The sequence below is a fragment of the Streptomyces sp. SAS_272 genome, assembly GCF_052543235.1.
This window is the reverse complement of record NZ_JBMNDR010000065.1, coordinates 29,935-55,141: the sequence shown is the minus strand read 5'-3', so window position 1 is coordinate 55,141 and position 25,207 is coordinate 29,935. Positions and strand designations below refer to the sequence as shown.

The window sequence follows — 25,207 nt, the reverse complement described above, 5'->3', positions numbered from 1 at the left end:
CCCCCCCCCCCCCCCCCCCCCCCCCCCCCCCCCCCCCCCCCCCCCCCCCGACCGTGCGTCAGGGACGTCCGGACCCGCGGTGCGGGCCGGGCGCTACTCGCCCCGGCGCAGTCGCAGCGTCAGGATCTGGAAGGGGCGCAGGGTCACCTCGACCGTGCCGTCGCCGGGCACGGCAGCCGCCGCCTCGTCCTGCAGCGGTCGTTCCAGCAGGTCGGTGACGCGCGCGCCGGCCAGTGGGAAGCCGGTGCGCAGCACGCCGCGGGCCCGTCCGCCGCGGGACTCGTACAGCCGCACCACGACGTCGCCCGACCGGTCGTCGGCGAGCTTGACGGCCTCCACGGTCACGCCGTCGCCGTCCACGGACACGACCGGCTCCGCGGCCCCCGCCGACTCGGCCACGCGCAGCGGCAGGTTGAGGGCGTAGCCCTCGGCGACCGCGTCCGCGATGGTGGCGCCCGGCAGCAGGGAGTAGGTGAGGCGGTGCCTGCCCTGGTCGGCCTCGGGGTCCGGGATGCGCGGAGCGCGCACCAGGCTGAGGGCGACCGTGGTCGTCGTGCCGCCGTCCTCGCGGACCGTGCGGGAGACGTCGTGGCCGTACGTCGAGTCGTTGAGGACCGCGACACCGTAGCCGGGTTCGCCGACGTGCACCCAGCGGTGGCCGGAGACCTCGAACCGGGCCGCCTCCCACGTGGTGTTGGTGTGGGTGGGCCGCTGGACGTGCCCGAACTGGATCTCGGCGGACGAGTGCGGCGCGCGGACGTCGACCGGGAAGGCGGCCTTGAGGATCTTCTCGGCCTCGTGCCAGTCGAGGTCGGTCTCGACGTCGATCCGGGGGCTGCCGGCCCGGACGGTGATCGTCTGGGTGAGGGTCGAGCCCTTGCCGAAGGTCCGGGTGACGCGCAGGGCGCCGAGCAGCGGGTCGTCCTCCACGACGGTGACCGAGTCCGGGTCGAGCAGGTCGGTGAAGCGGTTCTTGTAGTGCTTGTCGATGTCCCAGGCGTCCCAGTAGTTGGGCAGGTCGGTGTGCAGGCGGAGCAGGTTGCCGGGGCCGGCGAGGACCTCGCGGTCGGCCCGCAGGTCGCGCACCGAGGACAGCGTGCCGTCCGCCGCCACCTCCACGCGGACCAGACCGTTGTCGAGGGTCAGGCCGGAGACCGTCACCGGCTGCGGGGACCCGACGGCGGCCGCGGCCAGGGGCGCGGTGCCGCTCGCGGGGACCTCCACGTAGGCCGGCGCCCCCGCGGAGGTGCGCACGACCTCGGCGCGGTCGTACGGGCTGGTGTTGAACACCCGGGTGGCGCCCGCGCCCAGGGCGGCGACCGCCTCGGCGGTCAGCGCCTCCAGCTCCCCTGCGACGCGGGCGTACTCGGCCTCCGCCTCGCGGTGCACCCAGGCGATCGAGGAGCCCGGCAGGATGTCATGGAACTGGTGCAGCAGCACCGTCTTCCAGAGCCGGTCGAGCCGCTCGTACGGGTAGGCGTAGCCCGGCGCGTGCAGCGCGGCCGTCGTCGCCCACAACTCGGCCTCGCGGAGCCGGTGTTCGGACCGACGGTTGCCCTGCTTGCCGCGTGCCTGCGTGGTGTACGTGGCGCGGTGCAGCTCCAGGTAGAGCTCGCCGACCCACACGGGGGCGTCCGGGTACTCCTCGCGGGCCTTGGCGAAGAACGCGTCGGGGTGCTCGACGACGACCTTCGGCGAGCCTTCCAGGTCGGCGAGCCGGCGCGCCCGTTCCATGATCTCGCGAGTGGGGCCGCCGCCGCCGTCGCCCCAGCCGAAGGGGGCAAGGGAACGCGTGCCGCCGCCCTTCTCGGAGTAGTTGCGCACCGCGCGGTCCATCTCCTCGCCGCTGAAGCGGGCGTTGTAGGTGTCGACCGGCGGGAAGTGGGTGAAGATGCGGGTGCCGTCGATGCCCTCCCACCAGAAGGTGTGGTGGGGGAACTTGTTGGTCTGGTTCCAGGAGATCTTCTGGGTGAGGAACCAGTCGTTGCCGGCGAGCTTGGCGAGCTGCGGGTAGGCGGCGTTGTAGCCGAAGGAGTCGGGCAGCCAGACGCCCTTGGTCTCGACGCCGAAGTGCTCGATGAAGAACCGCTTGCCGTGCACGAGCTGTCGGGCGATGGCCTCGCCGCCGGGCAGGTTGCCGTCGGACTCGACCCACATGCCGCCGACCGGGACCCACTGCCCCTTCTTCACCGACTCCTGGATGCGCGCCCACACGTGCGGGTAGTTGTCGCGCACCCATTCGTACTGCTGGGCCTGCGAGCAGGCGAAGATGAAGTCGTCGTACTCCTCGGCGAGCGCGGTGACGTTGGAGAAGGTGCGGGAGGTCTTGCGCTTGGTCTCGCGGATCGGCCACAGCCAGGCGGAGTCGATGTGCGCGTGGCCGACGCCGGAGATGGTGTGGGCGCTGGCGTGCGCGGGCCGGGCCAGGACCGGGGCGAGGACCTCACGGACGGCGGCGGCGCTGCCGGAGACGTCGTCCAGGTCGAGGGCGTCCATGGCCCGGTCCAGGGCGTGCATGATCTCGTGGCGGCGCGGCTCGTGCTCGGCGAGGTGGACCATCAGGCCGCGCAGCACCTGGAGGTCGAGGTCGAGGTGCCAGACCTGCTCGTCGAGGACGGCGAGGTCGGCGCGGCGGAAGGTGTACAGCGGACGGTCGCCGGCCGTGGTCACGTCGCCGAGCGGGGTCGGCGCGGCGAAGTCGCCGGCGAGGATGTCGGGGTTGGAGGCCGCCTCGACGAGGTAGTCGACGCTCTCGCCGCCCGTCGCCGGGTTGCCGATCGGCACGTACTGGTTGAGCGGGTTGACGGCCTTCAGCGGTGTCCCGTCGGTGCGGTGGACGAGGGCTTCGGCCTGGTTGCCGGGCCAGTCGCCGACGAAGCCGAGGTCGATGACGGCCTCGACGCGCCGGCCGGCCCACTCGGCGGGCACCCGGCCCCGCATCCGGAACCACGTGGTGCCCCAGGGCGGGCCCCACGGGGTGTCCATGGCGAAGGGCTCGTAGGCGGCGGCCGCGGCCTCCTCGAAGGGCACGGGCTCCCCCGGCGCCTGCCAGGCCTCGACCTCGAGGGGCACGGTGGCCGCGTAGACGGCGGGCTTGACACGCTGGTTGTGGACGCGTTCGACGCGCTCCTCGATGCGGCGGCGTTCGTCATGCATGGGGAATCTCCAGAGAGGGACCACGAAGTGCGGGAGGCCGGAGGCCGGGGTGCTGGACCCATCGGAGGGAAAGCGCTTTCCCTCCGATGGGGCTACTTAAGGTACGCCAGACCCGGGTGGACGTCGGCATAGCCCTCGACCAGCCTGCGGGCGACGTTCACCGAGTCGACCAGCGGATGCAGCGCGAACGCCTTGACGGCCGTCGCCCGGGAGCCGGACTCGGCGGCGGCGAGCACCTCGCGCTCGACGCCCTTCACCGCGCAGACCAGCCCCGTGGCGTGCTCGGGCAGCGGGGCGACGGCGACCGGATGGGCGCCGCCGGAGTCGACGAGGCAGGGCGCCTCGATGACGGCGTCGTCGTCCAGCACCGAGAGGACGCCTTGGTTGCGCACATTGAGGATCAGCGTCGTGCGCTCGTCGCGGGCGATGGCCCGCATCAGGGCGAGGGCGACCTTCTCGTAGCCGCCGGAGAGGTCGTCGGCGTCGCGTTCGCCGGCCCCGGCGCTCTCCCGGTTCTCGGCCATGTAGGTGGCCTCGCGTTCGGCGCGGGTGCGGTCCCAGGCGGCCAGGGCCGCCGCGCCGGGGTCGCGCATCTCCTCGTAGAAGCGGGCCTGCTGGTCGGCGAGGAAGGCGCCGCGGGTCTTCTCGGCCTGCTGGTAGGCGCGGACGGTCTCCCGGTTGAAGTAGTAGTAGTGCAGGTACTCGTTGGGGATCGCGCCGAGGGACTGCAGCCAGTCGGCGCCGAAGAGCTTGCCCTCCTCGAAGGAGCCGAGCAGGTCGGGGTCGGCGAGCAGCCGCGGGAGCTCGTCGCGGCCGGCGATCCGCAGACCGCGGACCCAGCCGAGGTGGTTGAGGCCGACGTAGTCGATCCACGCCTGCTTCGGGTCGGCGCCCAGGACCCGGGCGATACGGCGGCCGAGGCCGACCGGCGAGTCGCAGATGCCGATGACGCGGTCGCCGAGGTGGCGGGACATGGCCTCGGTGACGAGCCCCGCCGGGTTGGTGAAGTTGATGACCCAGGCGTCGGGGGCCAGACGGGCCGCCCGGCGGGCGATGTCGACGGCGACGGGGACCGTCCGCAGACCGTAGGCGATGCCTCCGGCGCCGACCGTTTCCTGGCCGAGGACGCCCTGCGCGAGAGCCACCCGCTCGTCGTTCGCGCGGCCCTCGAGGCCGCCGACGCGGATCGCGGAGAAGACGAAGTCGGCGCCGCGCAGGGCCTCGTCGAGGTCGGTGGTGACGGTGACCCGGGGGGCGCCGGGCACGGCGGCGGCCTGCTCCGCCAGCACCCGGGCGACCGCCCGCAGCCGGCCGTCGTCCAGGTCGTGCAGGACGACGTCCGTGACGCGCCCCTCGCCGCGGTCCGTCAGGAGCGCGCCGTACACCAGCGGCACCCGGAAGCCGCCGCCGCCCAGAATCGTCAGTTTCACGCCTGCACCTTTCCTGCCAGCACCACCTCGACGCCCGCCTCCTCGAAGGAGGACCGGGTCGCCGGGTCGACCGGCCCGTTCGTCACCACCACGTCCAGGTCCTCGGGACCGCAGACCTTCGCCATGCCCGTTCCCGGGAACTTCGCCGCGTCGGCGAGCAGGACGACCTTGCCGCCGGCCTTGATCATGGCCCGTTTGACCGGCACCTCGACGACCGTCGTGTCCATCACCTGCCCGCCCGGGCGCACTCCGCTGGTGCCGAGGAAGAGCCAGTCGGCGTGCAGCTGGCGCAGGTTGTCCTCGGTGAGGAAGCCCACCAGCGAACGGTACTCGCGGCGGACCATGCCGCCGAGGAGCACCAGCTCGATGCCCTCGTCGTCGGCGAGCTCCTCGTAGACGACCAGGTTGCTGGTGATCACCGTGAGTCTGCGGCCGTGCAGCTGCCGGGCCAGCCGGTAGGCGGTGGTGCCGATGTCGAGCAGCACCGTCTGGCCGTCCTCGACCATGGCCGCGGCCCGGGCCGCTATCGCGTCCTTCTCGGCCACGCGCACCTCGGCCACCTCGGCGAAGGGCTGGTCGCCCTCCTCCGCGACGGCCCCGCCGTGCACCCGGGTGAGCAGGCCGTCCTCCTCGAGCTTGACCAGGTCGCGCCTGATCGTGGCCGGGCTCACGCCCAGCTCCTCGGAGAGATCGGTCACGGCCGCGGGGCCCCCGGCGCGCAGGGCCCGCAGGATGAGTTGATGTCGTCGTTCTGCCAGCACGGCGTGAACACTACTCGTCATCTTCAATCAAATCCATGCTCACTTCTGCTGAGGTATTGACCAATCTCGCCGAGGGGCGCACGATTCCGGTCACCGAAATGAAGAGTTTTGACGAGAGGATGTGCGGTGGACGACGACCGGCCCGAGGTGCTGCTCACCGGGCTGCTCTTCTACGACCTCGTCCTCACGGGTCTCGGCAGGCCGCCGGCGCCGGGCGAGGAGATCTGGACCGGCGGCATGGGCTGCGGCCCCGGCGGCATCGCCAACCTCGCGGTCGCGGCGTCCCGCTTCGGCCTGCGGACCTCGCTCGCCACGGTCTTCGGCGACGACTTCTACGGCGCCCACTGCCGGGAGGTCCTCGCCGGCCAGGAGGGCGTGGACCTCGCGCTCTCCCGCACGGCCGACGGCTGGCACACCCCCGTCACCGTCGCGCTGGCCCTCCCCGGCTCCGGACCCGCCGCGAGCGGCGGCAAGCCCGCCTCCGACCGTGCTCTCGTCACCCACGGCCAGGAGCCGCCGTACTCGCAGGACGCGCTGATGGGCGACCCGCCCGAGGCGCGCACGGCCCTCGTGCACCTCGAGGCCGAACCCCGCGCCTGGATCGCCGAGGCGGCCGCGAACGGCACCCACGTCTACGCCGACGTCGGCTGGGACCCCACCCTTCAGTGGTCCGCCGACCTGCTGGACCAGCTGGCCCTGTGCCACGCCTTCCTCCCCAACGAGACCGAGGCGATGGCGTACACCCGCACCGACGGCGCGGTCGCCGCGCTCGGCGCGCTCGCCGAGCTGGTGCCGGTGGCCGTGGTCACCCGGGGCGCGCACGGCGCGATCGCGGTCGACCAGACGACCGGCGAGTACGCGGAGGTCCCCGCCCTGGACGTCGACGTCCTGGACGCGACCGGCGCCGGCGACGTGTTCGGCGCGAGCTTCGTGGCGGCCTCGCTCGGCGGCTGGCCGCTCGCGGAGCGGCTGCGGTTCGCCGTCCTCGCCGCCGGACTGTCCGTGCGCCACCACGGCGGCGCACTCGCCGCGCCCGGCTGGTACGGCGTACGCCGCTGGTGGCGCTCGCTCACCGACCCCGCGCTGGAGCGTGAGTACGGCTTCCTCGCCGACCGCATCCCGGCGGACGTGGGCCCGCCCGTACGGCACGCCCCGGTCACCCCGCCCGTCCTGCGGTCCTGAGCCGGACGGACGACGTCCCCCACGCACGCCCCTCGAACGGCACCCCGTCTGCGAAGACGCGAACAGATCCGAAAGGCGGTGGGAGCTGTGCGGCTCTCACGAAGAGGCCTGCTGCGCGCGGGCCTGGCCGGCACGGCCGCCACGGCGCTCGGCGGCCTGACGGCCGGCTGCGCCGTCCCGACCGGCTCGACCGGCCGGAACATGGTCCTCTGGTACTGGGACGGCGGCCTCGGCGACACCGTCGTCAAGAACGCCGCGTCCCGTTACGACGGCTCGGTCGACCTCCAGGCCATCAAGATCGGCGGCTACTACCGCTCCAAGCTGATCACCACGCTGGCCGGCCGCGCCCACATCCCCGACATCGCCGGGCTCAAGGGCGAGGACATGGCGTCCTACCTGCCCGACGCCGACCAGTTCGTGGACCTGCGCACCCTGGGCGCGGAGAAGCACAAGAGCCAGTACCTGCCGTGGAAGTGGGACCAGGGCGTCGCCGACGACGGCTCCCTGATCGGCTTCCCGATCGACTGCGGTCCGGTCGCGCACCTCTACCAGTACGCGGTCTTCCGGAACGCGGGCCTGCCCTACGAGCCGGCCGACGTCTCCCGGGAGCTGAACACCTGGGAGAAGTTCTTCGCGGCCGGCGAACAGCTGCGCAAGCGGCTCCCGGGGACCTCACTGCTGACGGACGTCAACAGCGTCTTCGAGAACGCGGTGCAGCAGGGAAGCGCACGGTACGTGGACAAGGACCGCCATTTCATCGGCGACCAGGAGCATGTGCGCCGCGCCTGGGCGCTCGCCGTCGAGGCCAAGCGGCGCGGCATCGTCTCGAACCTGGTCAGCGGCACCCCGGACCAGCTGTCGGCGGTGGAGGACGGCAAGCTGCCGAGCCAGCTGGGCGCCTCCTGGGCCACCAACGACCTCAAGACCGGCGTGCCGAAGACCAAGGGCCGCTGGCGGGTGGCCGACATGCCCGTGCGGCCCGCGAACAACGGCGGTTCGTTCCTGTCGGTCACCAAGGCGTGCCGGGAGCCCGAGCAGGCGTTCCAGATCATCAGCTGGATGCTCGACGCGGGCAACCAGGCGCAGGGCTTCCTGGACGCGGGGCTGTTCCCCTCCACCCCCGCCTCGTACGGCCTGGAACAGGTGCGCGAGCCCGACGAGTTCTTCGGCGGGCAGGTCACGATGGACGTCTTCGGCCCCGCCGCGCAGAAGATCGTCGTCGCCTACAACAGCCCCTTCGACGTGGCGCTCGGACAGCCCGTCAAGGACGAGATCAAGAACGTCGGCGTCCTCGGCAAGGACCCGGAGCAAGCCTGGAGTGACGCCATGAGCACCTGCCGGCGCATCGCGAGGCACCTGGGGGTGAGCGTCTGATGGCCACCCTCCCCGCGGTCGAGACGCCCCCCGCGGTCGTCGCGCCCACGCCCGTCGTCCAGCCCCGCAAGGGCCTGCGCGCGTACTGGCACCTGTACGCCGCGATCTCCCCCTTCTATCTGCTGTTCCTCTGCTTCGGCCTGATCCCGGTCGGCTTCTCGCTCTACCTGTCGTTCCACCGCTGGGACGGCCTCGGCTCGATGGAGTGGGCCGGGCTGTCGCAGTACCGGTACCTGCTCGGCGATTCCCAGTTCTGGAGCTCGATCGGGACCACGATCGTCATCTGGGCGCTGGCCACCTTCCCCATGATCTTCCTGGCGATGGCGACGGCCGTGCTGCTCAACTCGGCGGTCCGTTTCAAGACCCTCTACCGCGTCGCGTACTTCCTGCCGAACGTCACCTCGGTGGTCGCGATCGCGATCGTCTTCGGCTCGGTGTTCTCCACCAACTTCGGCCTGGTGAACGCCTTTCTGCAGGGCGTCGGCTTCGACCAGATCGCCTGGCTGAACACCCCGTGGGGCATCAGGATCGCCGTCGCGACGCTGATGACCTGGCAGTGGACCGGCTACAACGCGATCATCTTCCTGGCCGGTCTGCAGACCGTCCCCGGCGAGCTGTACGAGGCGGCGCGCATGGACGGCGCGGGTCCCGTGCAGACCTTCTTCCGGATCACCCTGCCGATGCTGCGTCCGGTGCTGCTGTTCGTGCTCGTCGTCTCGACGGTCACCGGACTGCAGAGCTTCTCCGAACCCCAGGTCCTGCTGCAGAACACCTCGAACGACTCGACGTTCTCGGGCGGGCCGGGCCACGCCGGCCGGACCATGGTCCTCTACTTCTTCCAGCAGACCTTCGACAACAACGACTTCGGCTACGGCGCCGCCGTGGCGTGGGGCATCTTCCTCGTCGTCGTCCTCTTCTCGATCATCAACTGGCGGCTGGTGCAGCGCCGGGGCGAAGACTAGGGGGGCCACACCATGGCATCCATCCGGACCACCCGGCGTACCCGGGGGATCGACGGATCCCGCCGCAGCGGGATCGCCCTGCACGCCGTCCTCGTCGTCGGCGTCCTGCTCTCGGCCTTCCCGTTCTACTGGGCCGTGATCATGTCGACGCACACCACGTCGGAGATCTTCTCCTATCCGCCCAAGCTGCTGCCGGGCACGCACTTCGCGGAGAACCTGCGCAGCCTCTTCGACACCGTCGACTTCTTCGGCTCGATGCTCAACTCGCTGCTGGTCGCCGGGTCGGTGACCTTCCTGGTCCTGTTCTTCGACTCGCTGGCCGCCTTCGTCTTCGCCAAGTTCGACTTCCCGGGCAAGCGCCTGCTGTTCGTGACGCTCATGTTCATCTTCATGGTGCCGGCGCAGCTCCAGGCGATCCCGCAGTTCGTCATCATGGCCAGGCTGGGCTGGATCGGATCGATGACGGCGCTGATCGTGCCGGCGGCCGCCAACGCGTTCGGCATCTTCTGGATGCGGCAGTACATGAAGGGCGCCATCCACGACGAACTGCTGGACGCCTCCCGCATCGACGGCGCGCACTTCCTGCGCCAGTACTGGCATGTGGCCCTTCCCGTCGTCCGGCCGGGCCTCGCCTTCCTCGGCATCTTCACCTTCATGGGGCAGTGGAACGACTACGCCTGGCCCCTGATCGCCCTCACCGACCCGGACAACGTGACCCTGCAGGTCGCCCTGTCCCAGCTCAACGGCACCCACGGAACGACGGACTACGGAATGGTCATGACCGGCGCCCTGCTCGCCCTCGTCCCGCTGCTGATCGTGTTCGCGGTCGGCGCCCGGCAGATCATCGGGGACCTCGCCAAGGGAGCCGTCAAGTGACGGACCCGTTGCTGGCGCTGCGGCCCTGGTCGGCGCCCGAGACGACCTCCTGGGGCCGGCTGCCCATGAACGCCGTCGACCGGCGCTCCGGAGCACACTCCCTGGACGGCGACTGGCGTTTCCAGTTGCTGCCCGCTCCGGACGCGCCGGTCGGCGGTCGATGGTCGAGCGCGGCCGTCCCCGGGGTGTGGACCATGCAGGACACCGACGACCTCCCGCAGTACCTGAACATCCGCATGCCGTTCGAGGACGTGCCCCCGCTGGCGCCCGCCGCAAATCCGACGGGTGTGTACGAGCGGGGGGTCGACATACCCGCCGAGTGGTCGGGCCGCCGGATCGTGCTGCAGGTCGGGGCCGCCGAGAGCGTGCTGCTGGTGCACGTCGACGGGCGGCCGGTCGGCGTGTCCAAGGACTCCCACCTGGCGGCCGAGTTCGACCTCTCGGACGTCGTGCGCCCCGGCGGGCGGGCTCGCGTCCGGCTGACGGTGGTCAAGTGGTCGGACGCCTCCCACATCGAGGACCAGGATCAGTGGTGGCACGGCGGGATCACCCGCTCGGTGCTCCTCTACGCCACCGACCCGCTGCATCTCGCCGACGTGGACGTGCGCGCGTCGGCCGACGGCGAGCTGCGCGTCGACTGCCGGGTGCGGGACGCGGGCGGCGCGCTGCCCGCGGGATGGCACGTCAGCGGCGAGCTGGACGGGCTGCCGCTGACACGGGACGCCGGGTTCGACCTGGCCAACGCGCAGGAGGAGCGCGTCTCCGCCTTCCTCGGCGAGGCACGGCTGCGCACGCGCGTGCCCGGGGTGCGCACCTGGACCGCCGAGACGCCCGAGCTGTACGGCCTGACCGTGCGCCTGCACCGCGCCGACGGCTCCGTCGCGGACACCTCCCGCCACCGGATCGGCTTCCGGGACGTGACGATCGTGGGCCGCGACCTGCTGGTCAACGGTGAGCGGATCTTCATCCGGGGGGTCAACCGGCACGACTTCCACCCGCTGACCGGACGGACCGTGTCGCACGAGGACATGCGCGCCGACCTGGTCGTGCTCAAGCGCCACGGCTTCAACGCGATCCGCACCGCGCACTACCCGAACGACCCCGCGCTGTACGACCTCGCGGACGAACTCGGCTTCTACGTCGTCGACGAGGCGGACATCGAGTCCCACGACCACGCCCACGAGATCGCCGACGACCCCCGCTACCTGAACGCGTTCGTGGACCGGGTGTCGCGGATGGTGCTGCGCGACAAGAACCACCCCTCGGTGATCGTCTGGTCGCTGGGCAACGAGTCCGACTACGGCGCGAACCACGACGCGGCCGCGGGCTGGGTCCGCCGGCACGACCCGACCCGGCCGGTGCAGTACGAGGGCGCCGCCAAGCGCGGCTGGGCCGACCCGGAGGTCGCCTCCGACATCGCCTGCCCGATGTACGCGCCGCTGGAGGACTGTGTGGCGCACGCGCTGTCCGGGCGGCAGACCAAGCCGCTCATCCAGTGCGAGTACTCCCACGCGATGGGCAACAGCAACGGGACGCTGGCCGACCACTGGGCCGCCATCGAGGCCACCCCGGGTCTTCAGGGCGGGTTCATCTGGGAGTTCTGGGACCACGGCATCCTCCAGGGTGTGAACGACGCGAGACCGGTCGGGCGTGGGGGCGCCGGGCTGTATGACAACGGTGTCGCCGCGCCCGGGTACCGCTGGGCGTACGGCGGCGACTTCGGCGAGACGGACCACGACGGCGCGTTCGTCGCGGACGGCGTGGTCTTCCCCGACCGCACTCCGAAGCCGGTGATGTCCGAGCACCGGGAGCTCGCGGCGCCGGTGCGGCTGCACGGCCTGCGGGAGGACGGGGTGGTGGTCTCCAACCACCAGCACTTCCGCGGTCTGGAGTGGCTCGCGGGCGAGTGGGAGCTGTCGCTCGCCCACGGCGGCACGCTCACCGCGGCCGCCGACCTGCCCGACCTGCGTCCGGGCGGGACGGCCCTGCTGCCGCTGCCCTTCGACCTTCCGAAGGACGGCGGCGAGGCATGGCTGACGCTGCGGGTGACGACGGCGCGGGACCTGCCGTGGGCGCCGCGCGGCGCCGCGGTGTGCGCGCCGCAGGTACGACTGCGGACGGCCGAGCCGTTCGAGGCGCCCGCGGGGTCCGGCCGGGTCGAGACCGACGCCGCCGGCCTCCTCGTCCACCCGCTGCTCCACGCCGCGCCGACGCTGTCGCTGTGGCGGGCGCCCACCGACAACGACGAGCTGGGCGGGACGGCGCGTCGCTGGCGGGCGTGGGGACTGGACTCGCTCGTGCGCAGGCTCGTCTCCGTGCATCAGGAGGGCGACGGCGTGACCGTGCTCGCCGAGTACGCGGGCGCCGAAGGCGTCGTACGGCACCGGCAGGTGTTCACGCCGGTCGAGGGCGGGCTGCGGATCGACGAACAGGCGGAACTGCCCGAGGAGTTCGACGACGTGCCGCGCGTCGGCTCGGTCTTCGAGACGGTCGCCGGGCTGGACCTGCTGGAGTGGTTCGGGCAGGGCCCGTGGGAGTCCTACCCCGACCGCTGCTCGGGCGCGCCGGTGGGCCATCACTCGCTCGCCGTCGACGAGGCGTTCACCCCCTATCTGCGTCCGCAGGAGAGCGGCGGCCGGCACGGCGTACGCCGCTTCACGCTCTCGGCGCCGGACGCCACCGGCCTCGCGGTCACGCTGGACGAACCGCGTCAGGTCTCCGTCACGCGCTACCGCGCCGAAGATCTGACCGCCGTCGCCCACCACGACGAGCTCACACCGCGGGCCGGCTGCGTCGTGCACGTGGACGCAGCGCACCGCGGCCTCGGCACGGCGTCGTGCGGCCCCGACACCCTCCCCTCCTACCTCGTCCCGGCAGGCGTCCACCGCTGGAGCTGGATCCTGCGCGTCCTGTGAACCCCTCTCTCCGGTAACGGACTTCGCAACGGAGCAGCACGTGTGTACTTCGCATGCCCACACCCAGGAAGAGGCCGTAAGGGCCGGCGCCGGCAGACGCGGCTTCCTGCGGGCCACCGCCCTGCTCGGAGCCGCCGCCACGGCCGGGCTCGCCGTTCCGTCCGCCGCCGAAGCGGTCCCCGCCCGGTGGCGTCCGGACCCCGACAGCCGCCGGTTCACGCTCGCCGTCATGCCCGACACGCAGTACCTCTTCGACGGGCCGAGCATCGACAGGGCGCCGGTCGAGGCGTCGCTGCGCTATCTGCTGGCACGGGGCGCGGAAGAGAACATCGTGTTCCTGTCCCACCTGGGGGACCTCACCCAGAACGGCGCGAAGGAGGAAGTCGCCGCGATCAGCGAGGCGTTCGGGCTGCTGGACCGGCGCGGGGTGGGCTACAGCGTGCTGGCGGGCAACCACGACGTGCCGTCCTCGTCGACCGACGGGCGCGGCGCAACCCCCTACCTGGACGCCTTCGGCCCGCAGCGGTTCCGGGGCAGACCGACCTTCGGCGGGGCCTCCCCGGACGGCTACAACAGCTTCCACCTGTTCCGCGCCGGCGGCCGGGAGTGGATGGTGCTGGCGCTGGACTGGCGGCTGTCGGAACAGGGGTACGCGTGGGCCGCCGGCGTCCTCGCCCGGCGCCCGAGGACGCCGGTCGTGCTGACCACCCACGAGCTGGTCGCCGAGGACGACTCGCTCTCGGCGTACGGGCAGCAGCTGTGGGACCGGCTGATCGAGGACCACGACCAGATCTTCCTCACGCTCAACGGGCACTACTGGCCGGCCGGCCGCGCGACGCGGAAGAACGCGGCGGGGCACGACGTCCATCTTCACCTGACGAACTACCAGAACCGGTACTTCGGCGGCGCCGCGATGATCCGCCTGTACCGCTTCGACCTCGACCGCAACGTCATCGACGTGGAGACCCTCTCGCCCTGGATCCTGGGCCGGGCGGCCGAGGGGCTGGGCGAGCTGGAGCGGCAGGAGCTCGAACTGAGCGGCGACGCCGACCGGTTCACGGTCGGCGTCGACTTCGCCGAGCGCTTCGCCGGGTTCGATCCGGTGCCGGCCCGCCCGGCGCGGCCCGTGTCGAAGGTCGTCGTGCCGGGCACGGCCGCGTACTGGCGGTTCGACGGGCACACCGACGGCTCGTCCGTCTCCGGGACCGTGCGCGACCTGTCCGGGCGGGGCAACGACCTCATGGTCGTCGCGGTCGGCGGCGGCACGCTCGGCTGGTCGTCCGACCACCATCCCGACCAGCCCGGGCACGGCAGCCTTGAGTTCCGGGGCTTCAAGTCCCCGCTGAAGGGCGCCTACCTGCGCACCGTCGACGGCGCCCCGCTGAACTCGGCGACCTTCGCCCACGGTTACACCGTCGAGGCGTTCTACCGTCTTCCGGCCGACTGGGACCCGGCGCACCACGCCTGGTCGGGGCTGGTCGGCCGGACCGGCACGGGCGGCGCCGCGGGCAAGTCCGCCGACGACCCGGACGAACCGCTCGCCACCCTCTCGCTCTCCAACGACCGGGAACCGCAGTGGGCGATGCGTCCGCTGAACCAGCAGGGCATCGCCACCAACTGGGGCCAGGAGACGCCGCTGGAGACCTGGTGGCACCTGGCGGTCGTCAACGACGGCCGGCAGACCACGCTGTACGTCGAGGGCTGCCCCGTGGTCCGCAACCCCAAGGCCGCGGCCGTCGGCATCGCCTCCGTCGGGCTGCCGTGGCTGCTCGGCGGTTACACGTACGCCGGACAGATCGACCAGATCCTGCACGGCCGCCTCGGCGACGTGCGCATCGTCGAGCGGGCGCTGCCCGTGACCTCCTTCCTGAACCACTGAGACCTCATGGAAGTCCTGATGACCGAGCAGCAGCTGCCCGTCTGGGCCGACCCCTCCGTCTCCCCCGCCGCGCTCGACCCCCAGGGCGTGTCCCGGCGGCAACTTCTGCGCCGTGCCGGCCTGTTCGGCGCCGCGTTCACCCTGGGCGGCGCGGCCACGCCCGCCCTCGCCGGTCCGGCCGCGGCCGCCGAGAGGGGCTGCGGCGGCGAGGACCCGCGTCTCGCCTACCTCGTCGGCGACCACCATGTGCACTCCGTGTACAGCCACGACGCGAAGTACACGTTCTCCCAGCAGGCGCGGGCCGCCGCCCGGTACGGCCTGGACTGGATGGTGTTCAACGAGCACTCCAACTTCGGGCACGCCCGTCACGGCGCCGCGCTGGAGCACCGGGAGATCGTCAGGGCCCGCGCCGCGAACCCGCGCCAGCTGATCTTCCAGGGGCTGGAGTGGTACATCCCGGCCGCCGAGCACTGCACGGTGTTCGCCGCGCCCGGCCCGCACGAGGTCGACCTGCTCACCCGGTTCGAGCTCGCCTACGACGGCAAGCTGCTCGGGTACGACAAGGGCGGCGCCGCCGACGCCGACACCGCCCGCAACGAGGCGCACGCGGTGAAGGCGGTGAAGTGGCTGGCCGAGCAGCGTCGCACCGGCTACGTCGACGATGTCCTCGTGCTCGCCAACCACCCGCTGCGCCTCGGCATCGACTCACCGCACGAGATGCGCGGCTGGCGCGACGCGGCCCCCGAGATCATGATCGGCATGGAGGGCGCGCCCGGCGCCCAGGGCGCGGCGCTCCCGGGCTGGCGCGGCGCCACGTCGATCCGCGGCGAGTACGAGAACAAGCCGTCGGCGCAGTCCTGGGCGGGTTACCCCGCGGACGCGTACCTCACGTACGGCGGCTTCGACTGGGCGACGGCGACCGTGGGCGGTCTGTGGGACTCGATGCTGGCCGAGGGCCGGCTGTTCACGATCACCACCAACTCCGACAACCACCGGACCGTCTTCGACACCTGGAAGAACGGCGACTGGCCGGCCGGGCAGACCTTCGACGACACCGGCAGGCTGCCGGACCCGGTGAACACCGACGCTCCGCAGCCGGGCAGCGACTTCTGGCCGGGCCAGTTCAGCCGCACCCATGTGGGCGTCACCCGCTACGGCTACCGCGCGGTGATGACCGGTCTGCGGGAGGGGCGGGTCTGGCTGGACCACGGTCATCTGCTGGACGGGCTCGAGGTGCGGCTGCGGCGCGGGCACGACGGCGGCCGGGGCGTCACCCTCGGCGGACGGCTGCGGGTGCGCCGGGGCGAGAAGCTCACCCTGGACATCACGGTGACCACCGCCTCCCGTCCCAACCCGCAAGGGATCCTACCGGAGTTGGCGCACGTGGACGTGATCCGCGGTGCGGTGCGCGGTCCGGTGTCCGACCGCGACTCCTGGCGGGCGCCCGACACCAGGGTCGTGCGCTCCACCGACGTGAGCGGCCGCAAGGGCACGTACACGCTGCGCGTCCCGCTCCGGGCGGGCGACGAGTCCTTCTACGTCCGGCTGCGCGGCAGCGACGGCAACCGCAACGGAACCGGTTACCTGGGCGCTTCGGTGGACCCGCACGGTCCGATCCCGCACGAGCCGGGCGACGGCGACCCGTGGGCGGACACCTGGTTCTACTCGAACCCGGTCTTCGTGGACGTCGTGAGCTGAGGCGCCCCGAAGGGGTGCGGGGAACCGCGCGGCCGGCCGCATCCGGCCCGCGGTCGGACACCGCCCGGCCGGCGAAGCGCTCAGCGGGGGCTTATTCGAGAAGCTCCGCGTACGAGCCCATGGCCATGGCGATGTCCGCCTGGGCCCAGAAGCGGTGGTACGTGAACACGGGCGCGGCGCCGCCCGCGAGATAGCTCTCGATCTTCGACCAGGCCGGGTCGCTCTTGTAGAAAGACCGCAGGGAGGCGAAGGTCGAGGAGGAGCTGATCGTGTCGCCGTTCGGCATCTTGCCGCTGAAGCCGCTCGGGACGTACACGCCGTCGTCGAAGCGGTTGTAGTCGGTGCGGGTCTCCGGGACCGCGATGCCGAGGGCGTCCTGGTTGTGGGTCCACATGCCGTCCAGGAGCGCCTTGGCCGTCGTCTTCGCCTCCGTGTCACCGGACTTGGCGGCGTAGTACGTCAGGGTCTTGGCGTACGCGGCGGCCACTCCGACGTCGTCGGTGTAGTCGGCCACGGTGACGTGGAGTCCGGTGTTCGCACCGGGACTCGACGCGTTCCAGGTGTCGGGCTGGCCCGACCACTGGAGCGTGGAGGGGATCCGGAAGGTGCCGTCCGGGTTGATCGTGGTCTTGGACAGCGCCCAGTCGACCCACTTGTCGAGGACCGCCTTCGCGGCGGCGTTCCCCGTCTGCTGGTAGTACTCGGCCACCCGCTCCATCGACCACGCCTGGAAGCCGAACCACTGGTTGGACGGCGGGTCGTGGTAGACGGGCTGCTGGTCGTAGTACATGCCGTAGAAGGTCGACGTGCCGGCCGGGGGAGTCGCGTAGCGGCCCGCCCAGCTGTTCGTCGCGCCGCCGGCGATGGCGCCCTCGCTGGACTGCAGCCAGCGGTAGAACTCCAGTTGCCGGGTGAGCGACTTCGCCCAGTCCGCCTGGCCCGTAGCCGACTTGGGCTTCAGGTCTGCGTAGCTGCTGAGCGCGTAGGCGGCCAGGGGGTTCTGGTAGCCGCCGTGGGTGTGGCTCGAGCCGATGCGCCACGCCCAGCCGGCGCTGGTGTCGGTGGCGCCGCCCCAGGCGTAGTACCAGGACAGCAGGTAGTGCGAGGCGTCCTTGCCGGTGCCGGCCGGGCAGGCGGTCGGTCCGACGCAGTTGCCGATCTTCTTGAAGTACTTGTCGTACATCGCGTACCGCAGGTAGTCGCCCATCTTCGCGGCCTTGCCGACGGCCGCGGAGACGTCGCTGCCCTTGCCCTGGGCCTTGGCCCAGACGTCCGCCCAGTACGCGGCCTGCACGACGCGTGCGTCGGCGTCGGGGGCGTTGGTGAACTTCCACTGCTTGGCGTAGGAGGCGTCACCGGTGAAAAGGTCCAGGTAACCGTTCTTGCCGCCGTACTTGAAGGCGTCGCAGGTCGGTTGCGGAACCGTTTCCCACACCGATTCCTGTGCGCCGCGCTGGAAGGTGTTGATGTACGAGGGGCCGGTGTCGGCCGGGCCGGCCTCGCACTTGCCGGGCGCGTTGCCGAAGCCGTAGGTGTTGTCCACGTCCTGCAGCCAGTGCATGCCGTAGACGTCGTCCGTGCCGTAGGCGGACTTCAGCTCACCGGCGATCGGGTCCGAGCCCACGGACACCTCGGTGTCCAGCTTCGCCGGGTACTCGTTCGGCGTGTCCAGCTCGGGCGCGTAGGTGGCCGGCTTGGACGCGTTGTAGAAGGAGTTCGTCGGCTGGTCGGCGTGCGTGGGGATCATGTACTTCTCCATGATGTCCCAGGCGCCGTTGAACTTGGTCCAGTCGCCGGTGATCTTCCCGTACATCGCCTGCAGCCACAGAAGGTAGCTGTAGGCCTCGGACGTGGTCTCGTGGCCCTGGTCCGGCGCCTCGACGATCAGCGTCTCGACCGAGTGGTACGGAATGCCCTCGGGGGAGAAGTAGCCGTTCGCCGGGTTGGTGATCTTGCCGTAGAGGTCGAGGAAGCGGGCGTCGTACGCCTTGGTCCCGGCGATCTCCGTGGCGGTGACCGTCGCCTTCGCGTGCCCGGTGGCCGTCGACTCGAAGGTCGCGGCGCCCGTGCCGGCGGCGTTGGCGGTGATGGTCACGCTCTGGGCGGTGTTCCAGTTCGACGGGGTGAAGGTGAGGCTCGCGCCGCCGGTCACCGTCAGGCCCGTATTGCCGGCTGTGCGGGCGGTCGTGACGGTCACGTTGGCCGAGGGCTGGGTCGACAGCTTCAGCGTGAACGTGCCCGTCTTGCCCTGCTGCACGGCCAGTTGGGCGGCGGAGGCGACCACGGCAGGCCCCGAGGCGACCGTGATGCCGACCGGTGTGGACGACGCCGACGCGCCCAGGCTGTCGTACGCCTTGGCCACCAGGGAGTGGTTGCCCACGGACAGCCCCGAGGCGGACAGGGTGTACGGCGCGCTCGTGTCCGTGCCCAGCAGGGTCGTGTCGTCGTAGAACTCCATCTTGGTGATGGTCGCGCTGTCGGCGGCCGCGGCGGTCGCCGCGAGCGGCACCGCACTGCCCTGGGTGTAGACGGCGCCCGCGGTCGGGCTGGTCAGCACCGTGACCGGTGGCTGGTGTGCGCCGACGCAGGGCGTGCCGTTGACCGCGAAGCTCGTGGGGGCGGCGTTCGTGCCGCTGTAGGTGAACTGCGCGCCCGTGCCGACCGCGGCGCCGGGGGCGATCGTCCCGTTGTAGGAGGCGTTGTTCACCGTGATCTGCTGACCGGACTGCGACCAGCTGCCGTTCCAGCCGTTCGACAGCTTCTGGTTGCCCGCGTAGGAGTACGTCAGGGCCCAGCCGCTGATCGGGTCGGTGCCCCGGTTGGTGAGGGTGAGGTCCGCGGTGAACCCGGAGCCCCAGTCGTTGGTCTTGTAGTCGACGCTGCACGCCAGCGCGGCCGCCTGAGCGGGTGTCGTGCTCGTGCTGAGCATGGCGAGAGGGAGCGCCAGGGCCGCCAGGGCGGCGGTCCACAGGCGCCGCGCCCCGCGACGTCTGCGTGAGGGTTTCATGGTGCTGGTTCCTCCTTGCGGCTCGGGGAGTGGGGGAGGAGCAACAAGCCTTGAACCAGTGGGAGCGCTCCCATAGTGGGGATGCGGGTGAACGGGGTCAAGATGCTTGAAGAGTCGAAAAGATTCGACAGCGGGAGTTGAGTAAAAGTCAGTTACTCCCACTGTTCTTTGCCAGCACGTGGCGCTAACTTCGAGACACCAGTGGGAGCGGTTCCATCAGTCGACGCGCCAGTCACGGCGCGCCTGAGCTGCAAGGAGTCGCTCATGCGTCACCCCCCGCGTTCAGTACTTTTAGCCTTCGCCGGCACGGTCGCCCTCGTCGCGGGCGCCCTGTTGCCGGTCGTCACGGCGCAAGGAGCGGCGCCTGCCTGCACGGTGGAGTACTCGGTCACCAGCCAGTGGGACACCGGTTTCCAGGGTGCCGTGAAGATCACCAACAACACGGCGGCCGTGAGCAGTTGGAGTCTCGCCTTCGACTTCGCGGGCGGCCAGAAGGTCACCCAGGGCTGGAACGCCAAGTGGTCCCAGGCCGGGACGACCGTCACCGCCGCGAACGAGAGCTGGAACGGCTCCCTGGGCACCGGCGCGAGCGTCAGCGCGGGGTTCATCGCCTCGAAGGCTGGGGTGAACGCCGTACCGGCCGCTTTCCGGCTCAACGGCACGATCTGCAACGCGGGCATCGATCCCACGCCCACACCCACACCCACCCCGCCCCCCACGCCCACGCCGACCCCCACCGCACCGCCCTCGACCGAACCGCCCGCCCTGCACGTCTCGGGCAACAAGCTCGTGGACGCCGCCGGGACCACCCGCCGACTGCTCGGCGTGAACCGCTCAGGCGGCGAGTTCATGTGCGTGCAGGGGCGCGGCATCTGGGACGGTCCGGTCGACGACGCCGCCGTCGCGGCGATCGCCGCCTGGCACGTCGACGCCGTCCGTATCCCGCTCAACGAGGAGTGCTGGCTGGGACTTTCGAACATCGATCCCGCCTACCGCGGCACCGCCTACGTCAACGCCGTGAAGGACCTGGTCGCCCGCGTCAAGGCGCACGGCATGACCCCGATCGTCGAACTGCACTGGACGTACGGCCAGTACACGGGCAACTCGGCCGGCTGCTCCGACGTGCACGCCAGTTGTCAGAAGCCGATGCCCGACATGCAGTACACGCCGACGTTCTGGAGCTCGGTCGCAAGCGCCTTCAAGAACGACCAGAGCGTGGTGTTCGACCTGTTCAACGAGCCCTATCCGGACCGTGCCACCGCCACGACCGCCCAGGCGTGGCAGTGCTGGCGGGACGGCGGGACCTGCCCCGGCATCGGCTACGAGGTCGCCGGCATGCAGGACCTCGTCGACTCCGTACGGGCGACCGGCGCGAGGAACGTGATCCTGGCCGGCGGGCTCGCCTACTCCAACGACCTCGGTCAGTGGCTGACCCACAAGCCCACCGACCCCACCGGGAATCTCGCCGCCGCGTACCACGTCTACAACTTCAACTCCTGTGCTGACGAGAGCTGTTGGAATTCCACGCTCGCCCCCGTCGCCACCCAGGTGCCGCTGGTGGCCGGGGAGATCGGCGAGAACACCTGCTCACACGGTTTCGTCGACCGCGTCATGAAGTGGTTCGACGACCGCGGCCTGTCGTACCTGGGCTGGACCTGGAACGCCTGGGACTGCTCCACCGGCCCTTCCCTCATCTCGGCCTACGACGGGACGCCCACGGCGTACGGCATCGGACTGCGCGACCATCTGCGCGCACTCGACGGATAGGCGCGACCCGGCAAGCAGCAGAACGGACAACACCCTCGACCACGAAGGAAACCCGCACTCATGAGCCGTAGCAGAACAGCGGTACTCGCCGCGCTGGCGCTGGTCGCCGGCGCTTCGGGGACGGCACTCGCCGTCGTCCCCGGTGACTCGGGGCTCGCCGCCGTCCCGTGCAGCGTCGACTACAAGGTGCAGAACGACTGGGGCAGCGGCTTCACAGCCGCCGTAACCGTCACCAACAACTCGGCCGCCAAGTCGAGTTGGGCGGTGAAGTGGGCGTACGCCGGCAGCCAGAAGGTCACCAACGCCTGGAACGCGAAGGTCACCCAGTCCGGCACGGCCGTCACCGCCAACAACGAGACCTACAACGGGACGCTGGCGACCGGCGGTTCGGTCAGCTTCGGGTTCCAGGGAACCTACAGCGGAAGCAACGCCGTCCCGACCTCGTTCACCCTCGACGGGGTCACCTGCAACGTGGACGGCGGAACCGGACCCACCGATCCGGGCCCCACCGATCCGGGACCCACCGACCCCGGCACCCCGTCCACCAAGGTCGACAACCCCTACGCCGGGGCCAAGGTGTACGTGAACCCCGAGTGGTCGGCGAATGCCGCCGCCGAGCCGGGCGGCAGCCGCATCTCCAACCAGCCCACCGGCGTCTGGCTCGACCGCATCGCGGCCATCAACGGCGCAGGCGGCCACATGGGGCTGCGCGCCCACCTGGACGCCGCCCTCGCCCAGAAGGGCAGCGGCCAGGAAGTCGTCCAGCTGGTCGTCTACGACCTCCCCGGGCGTGACTGCTCCGCCCTCGCCTCCAACGGCGAGCTCGGCCCGACGGAGATCGACAAGTACAAGACCCAGTTCATCGACCCCATCGCGGCGATCCTGTCCGACAGCAAGTACGCGGGGCTGCGGATCGTCACCACCGTCGAGATCGACTCGCTGCCCAACCTCGTCACCAACACGGGCAGCCGGGCGACCGCCACCCCGACCTGCGACACCATGAAGGCCAACGGCAACTACGTGAAGGGCGTCGGCTACGCGCTGAAGAAGCTCGGCGCCATTCCCAACGTCTACAACTACATCGACGCCGGTCACCACGGCTGGCTCGGCTGGGACGACAACTTCGCCGCCTCCGCCCAGATCATGTTCCAGGCCGCGACCGCCGAGGGCGCGACCGTCGACGACGTGCACGGCTTCATCACCAACACGGCGAACTACAGCGCCTTGAAGGAGAACAACTTCACCATCAACGACTCGGTGGCCGGCAAGTCGGTCCGTGAGTCCAAGTGGGTGGACTGGAACCGGTACGTCGATGAGCTGTCCTACGCCCAGGCGTTCCGCAACCAGCTGATCACGACCGGCTTCCGGTCGAACATCGGCATGCTGATCGACACCTCCCGCAACGGCTGGGGCGGCTCCGCCCGGCCCGCCGGCCCGGGTGCCACGACCAGCGTGGACACCTATGTGAACGGCGGACGCTACGACCGTCGGATCCACGTCGGCAACTGGTGCAACCAGTCCGGCGCCGGACTCGGCGAGCGCCCGAAGGCCGCTCCGGCCGCCGGGATCGACGCGTACGTCTGGATGAAGCCGCCGGGTGAGTCCGACGGTTCCAGCTCCGCCATCGCCAACGACGAGGGCAAGGGCTTCGACCGGATGTGCGACCCGACGTACACGGGCAACCCCCGCAACGGCAACAGCATGTCGGGCTCCCTCGCGAACGCACCGCTGTCCGGGCACTGGTTCTCGGCCCAGTTCCAGCAGCTGATGCAGAACGCGTACCCGGCGCTGTAGTCGGTGAGCGGATCCGCCCGGCCGTGAAACCGGTGTCGGTGTGATCCGCCGGGCGGCCGGCCCTCCCGGGCCGGTCCCCCGGGGGACCGCCGACTCGGCGCCGGCCGGGCGGGTCCCGTCCAGCCGCTCCGGTCGCTCCGGCCCTCCGGGGATCCTCCGGCGCAGCGGCGGCTGTGCCGGAGGCGGAAACCGACAGGAAAGCGGACAGGAAACAAAAAATAAGACAGGACAACGGACGGGAAACCGGACGGGAAAACGGGTGCGGAACGGCTTGCCGTCCGCACCCGTCTTTTTGCCGTCCCGGCAACAGAAGTGGCCCTCGTCCGGTGCGTCGGCGCACGCTGACGGCACACCGGACGAGAGGCTGACCACCATGGCGCACCACCCGCACGCATCCCACGCAGACCAGGACACGCACGGTCACGGTCACGGTCACCCGCACGGTCACGGTCACCACACCGACATCGACTGGGCCGAGATGGCGCCGCATCTGGAGGCGCAGGCCGAACTCTTCACCCCCCTCTACGAGCGGGCCCTGTCCTGGCTCGGGAAAGAGGTGACGGAGCCAGGGCTGATCGTCGACGCGGGCAGCGGCCCCGGGGTCGTCTCCTGCCTGTTCGCGGAAACCTTCCCCGGCGCGCGCGTCATGGCGGTCGACGGTTCAGAGCCGCTGCTCCGGCGGGCCGGTGAGCGCGCCGCCCGGCTCGGGTACGCCGACCGGTTCGGCACCCTGGCCGGTGAACTGCCGGGCGTACTCGACGAGTTGGACTACCCGGCCGATCTGCTGTGGGCCGGGCGCAGCCTGCATCACCTGGGCGACCAGCGCGCCGCCCTCGCCGCCTTCGCCCAGCGACTCGGGCCCGGCGGAACGCTGGCCATCATGGAAGGCGGACTGCCGGCCCGGTTCCTGCCGCGCGACCTGGGCTTCGGGCGGCCGGGCCTCGAGGCCCGGCTGGACGCGCTGGAGGCGGAGTGGTTCGCCCGGATGCGGGCCGACCTGCCGGGCTCCGTCACCGAGACGGAGGACTGGGCGGCGCTGCTCGGCGCCGCGGGCCTGAAGCACAGCCGCAGCCGCAGCTTCCTGCTGGACCTGCCCGCGCCCGCCTCCGACCGGGCCCGTGCCTATGTCGCCGCGAGCCTGTCCCGGCTGCTCGAGGCCTTCGGCGAGGACCTCGACGCCGTCGACCGCGCCACCGTCGACCGCCTCCTCGACCCGGACGACGAGGCGAGCGTGCATCGCCGGTCGGATGTCTTCGTGCTCGCCGCCCACACCGTGCACACCGCCGTCCGGGCGGGCTGACGGCGTAACCCGGTGCTGGGTGCTGGGTGCTGGGTGTTCTGGTGAGTGGCTGGTGGTCCGGGGGGCAGTGAGCGGGGCGGCGGTGGGCGGCTGGCGGCCGGCGCTGAGGGGTCGGGCGTCGGCGGTGGGCACCGGCACGGCCGGGACCTGCTGCCCGTGCGGGACGTGCCGGTCGGACCCGGCTGCCGCCGCCGCGACGCGCGTGCGGGCGGGTAGGCGGCGGTCTCGGCGTGACGGAGGCGCGCGGCTGCTTCTCAGCCGCCTACTGCCCTGCCTGTGAAGGCACTTGACTTCGACAGCACTCCAGCTGATGGACTCCCCGCGGTACACCGAACACCGAGACACAGGGGGACACCATGACCGACTCTCCGGTCGCGCTGATCACCGGCGGCGGCAGCGGCATCGGCGCCGCCGTCGCACGGCGACTGCTGGACCTCGGGTACCGGGTCGCCGTCACCGGCCGGGGCGAGGAGCGGCTGCGCGCCTTCGCCGCCGGCCTCGGCGACCCGAAGGCCCTGTCGACGTTCGTCGGGAACGCCGCCGACTACGACAGCGTACGGTCGGCGGTCGGCCGTACCCTCGACGCCTACGGCCGACTGGACACGGTCGTCGCCAACGCGGGGACCGCCACCCACGACTCGGTCGCCGAGGGCGACCCGGCCGGGTGGACCGACATGGTGCTGACCAACGTCCTCGGCCCCGCGCTCCTCATCCGGGCGTCGATCGACGCCCTGAAGGAGACCCGGGGACGGATCGTTCTGGTCGGGAGCGTCGCCGGCTTCGTGCCGACCCCGGGCAACGTCTACGGGGCGACCAAGTACGCGGTCACCGGACTCGCGGAGAACACCCGCCGCCAGGTCACCGAGTGGGGCGTCGGAGTGACGCTGATCGCGCCCGGCAGGGTGGAGACCCCGTTCTGGGACAGCTACGGCAGCCTGCCGCCCGGCCGTCTGCTGACCGCCGACCAGATCGCCGACTCCGTCGTGTGGGCCGTCCGGCAGCCTGCCGGAGTCGACGTCAACACCGTCGTCGTCCGGCCGATCGGGCAGCCCAACTGACGAGCCCCGCGACGTGGGGGGGGGGGGGGGGGGGGGGGGGGGGGAGGG

Annotated in this window: 15 protein-coding genes; 11 read left to right on the top strand and 4 right to left on the bottom strand. The window is 71.4% G+C overall.

Annotated elements, in window-relative coordinates:
• Positions 1 to 93: 93 nt before the first annotated feature.
• The 3 genes from ACN6LD_RS30075 to ACN6LD_RS30065 form a co-directional block, all read right to left on the bottom strand.
• A complete protein-coding gene (locus tag ACN6LD_RS30075) occupies positions 94 to 3,156 on the bottom strand; it encodes an alpha-mannosidase (RefSeq protein ID WP_445044841.1) in 3,063 nt (1,020 codons plus the stop codon).
• A 92-nt stretch (positions 3,157 to 3,248) separates the two neighbouring features.
• Positions 3,249 to 4,586: a 6-phospho-beta-glucosidase gene (locus tag ACN6LD_RS30070; RefSeq protein WP_319187017.1), complete on the bottom strand. Its 1,338-nt coding sequence runs from the start codon at positions 4,584 to 4,586 to the stop codon at positions 3,249 to 3,251.
• Complete coding sequence (locus tag ACN6LD_RS30065) at positions 4,583 to 5,347, bottom strand: DeoR/GlpR family DNA-binding transcription regulator (RefSeq protein ID WP_107446883.1); 765 nt, start codon at positions 5,345 to 5,347, stop codon at positions 4,583 to 4,585. Before ACN6LD_RS30065 ends, ACN6LD_RS30070 begins: the two co-directional genes overlap by 4 nt.
• Positions 5,348 to 5,473: 126 nt before the next feature.
• On the opposite strand from ACN6LD_RS30065, the gene ACN6LD_RS30060 reads away from it, so the two are divergent.
• The 7 genes from ACN6LD_RS30060 (at position 5,474) to ACN6LD_RS30030 (ending at position 16,233) form a co-directional block, all read left to right on the top strand.
• A complete protein-coding gene (locus ACN6LD_RS30060) occupies positions 5,474 to 6,529 on the top strand; it encodes a PfkB family carbohydrate kinase (RefSeq protein ID WP_319187019.1) in 1,056 nt (351 codons plus the stop codon).
• An 87-nt stretch (positions 6,530 to 6,616) separates the two neighbouring features.
• Complete coding sequence (locus ACN6LD_RS30055; RefSeq protein WP_319187021.1) at positions 6,617 to 7,903, top strand: ABC transporter substrate-binding protein; 1,287 nt, start codon at positions 6,617 to 6,619, stop codon at positions 7,901 to 7,903.
• Positions 7,903 to 8,865 (top strand): carbohydrate ABC transporter permease, encoded by a 963-nt coding sequence (locus ACN6LD_RS30050; protein ID WP_319187023.1) that lies wholly within the window; start codon positions 7,903 to 7,905, stop codon positions 8,863 to 8,865. Before ACN6LD_RS30055 ends, ACN6LD_RS30050 begins: the two co-directional genes overlap by 1 nt.
• Positions 8,866 to 8,877: 12 nt before the next feature.
• On the top strand, positions 8,878 to 9,741 hold the full coding sequence (locus tag ACN6LD_RS30045) for a carbohydrate ABC transporter permease (RefSeq protein WP_319187025.1): 864 nt from the start codon (positions 8,878 to 8,880) through the stop codon (positions 9,739 to 9,741).
• Positions 9,738 to 12,656 (top strand): glycoside hydrolase family 2 TIM barrel-domain containing protein, encoded by a 2,919-nt coding sequence (locus tag ACN6LD_RS30040; RefSeq protein WP_319187026.1) that lies wholly within the window; start codon positions 9,738 to 9,740, stop codon positions 12,654 to 12,656. The genes ACN6LD_RS30045 and ACN6LD_RS30040 overlap by 4 nt, the downstream gene beginning before the upstream one ends.
• 40 nt (positions 12,657 to 12,696) lie before the next feature.
• Positions 12,697 to 14,535 carry a LamG-like jellyroll fold domain-containing protein gene (locus ACN6LD_RS30035; RefSeq protein ID WP_319187027.1) on the top strand — a complete coding sequence of 613 codons (1,839 nt, stop codon included), beginning with the start codon at positions 12,697 to 12,699 and terminating at the stop codon, positions 14,533 to 14,535.
• An 18-nt stretch (positions 14,536 to 14,553) separates the two neighbouring features.
• Positions 14,554 to 16,233: a PHP domain-containing protein gene (locus ACN6LD_RS30030; RefSeq protein WP_319187029.1), complete on the top strand. Its 1,680-nt coding sequence runs from the start codon at positions 14,554 to 14,556 to the stop codon at positions 16,231 to 16,233.
• Positions 16,234 to 16,324: 91 nt separating this feature from the next.
• Here the strand turns inward: ACN6LD_RS30030 and ACN6LD_RS30025 are convergent, their stop codons facing one another.
• On the bottom strand, positions 16,325 to 19,240 hold the full coding sequence (locus tag ACN6LD_RS30025) for a glycoside hydrolase family 48 protein (protein ID WP_445044840.1): 2,916 nt from the start codon (positions 19,238 to 19,240) through the stop codon (positions 16,325 to 16,327).
• Positions 19,241 to 19,504: 264 nt separating this feature from the next.
• Here ACN6LD_RS30025 and ACN6LD_RS30020 point away from each other — a divergent pair, with 264 nt between their 5' ends.
• From ACN6LD_RS30020 to ACN6LD_RS30005, 4 genes are all read left to right on the top strand, one after another.
• Positions 19,505 to 21,007: a cellulose binding domain-containing protein gene (locus ACN6LD_RS30020; RefSeq protein WP_445044839.1), complete on the top strand. Its 1,503-nt coding sequence runs from the start codon at positions 19,505 to 19,507 to the stop codon at positions 21,005 to 21,007.
• A gap of 60 nt (positions 21,008 to 21,067) precedes the next feature.
• A complete protein-coding gene (locus ACN6LD_RS30015; protein WP_319197986.1) occupies positions 21,068 to 22,801 on the top strand; it encodes a glycoside hydrolase family 6 protein in 1,734 nt (577 codons plus the stop codon).
• A 373-nt stretch (positions 22,802 to 23,174) separates the two neighbouring features.
• Positions 23,175 to 24,101, top strand: coding sequence for a class I SAM-dependent methyltransferase (locus tag ACN6LD_RS30010; RefSeq protein ID WP_445044838.1), 927 nt, complete (start codon positions 23,175 to 23,177; stop codon positions 24,099 to 24,101).
• Between the two features lie 356 nt (positions 24,102 to 24,457).
• Positions 24,458 to 25,159, top strand: a complete 702-nt coding sequence (locus ACN6LD_RS30005; RefSeq protein ID WP_319195637.1) for an SDR family oxidoreductase — start codon at positions 24,458 to 24,460, stop codon at positions 25,157 to 25,159.
• The last annotated feature ends 48 nt before the right edge of the window (positions 25,160 to 25,207 follow it).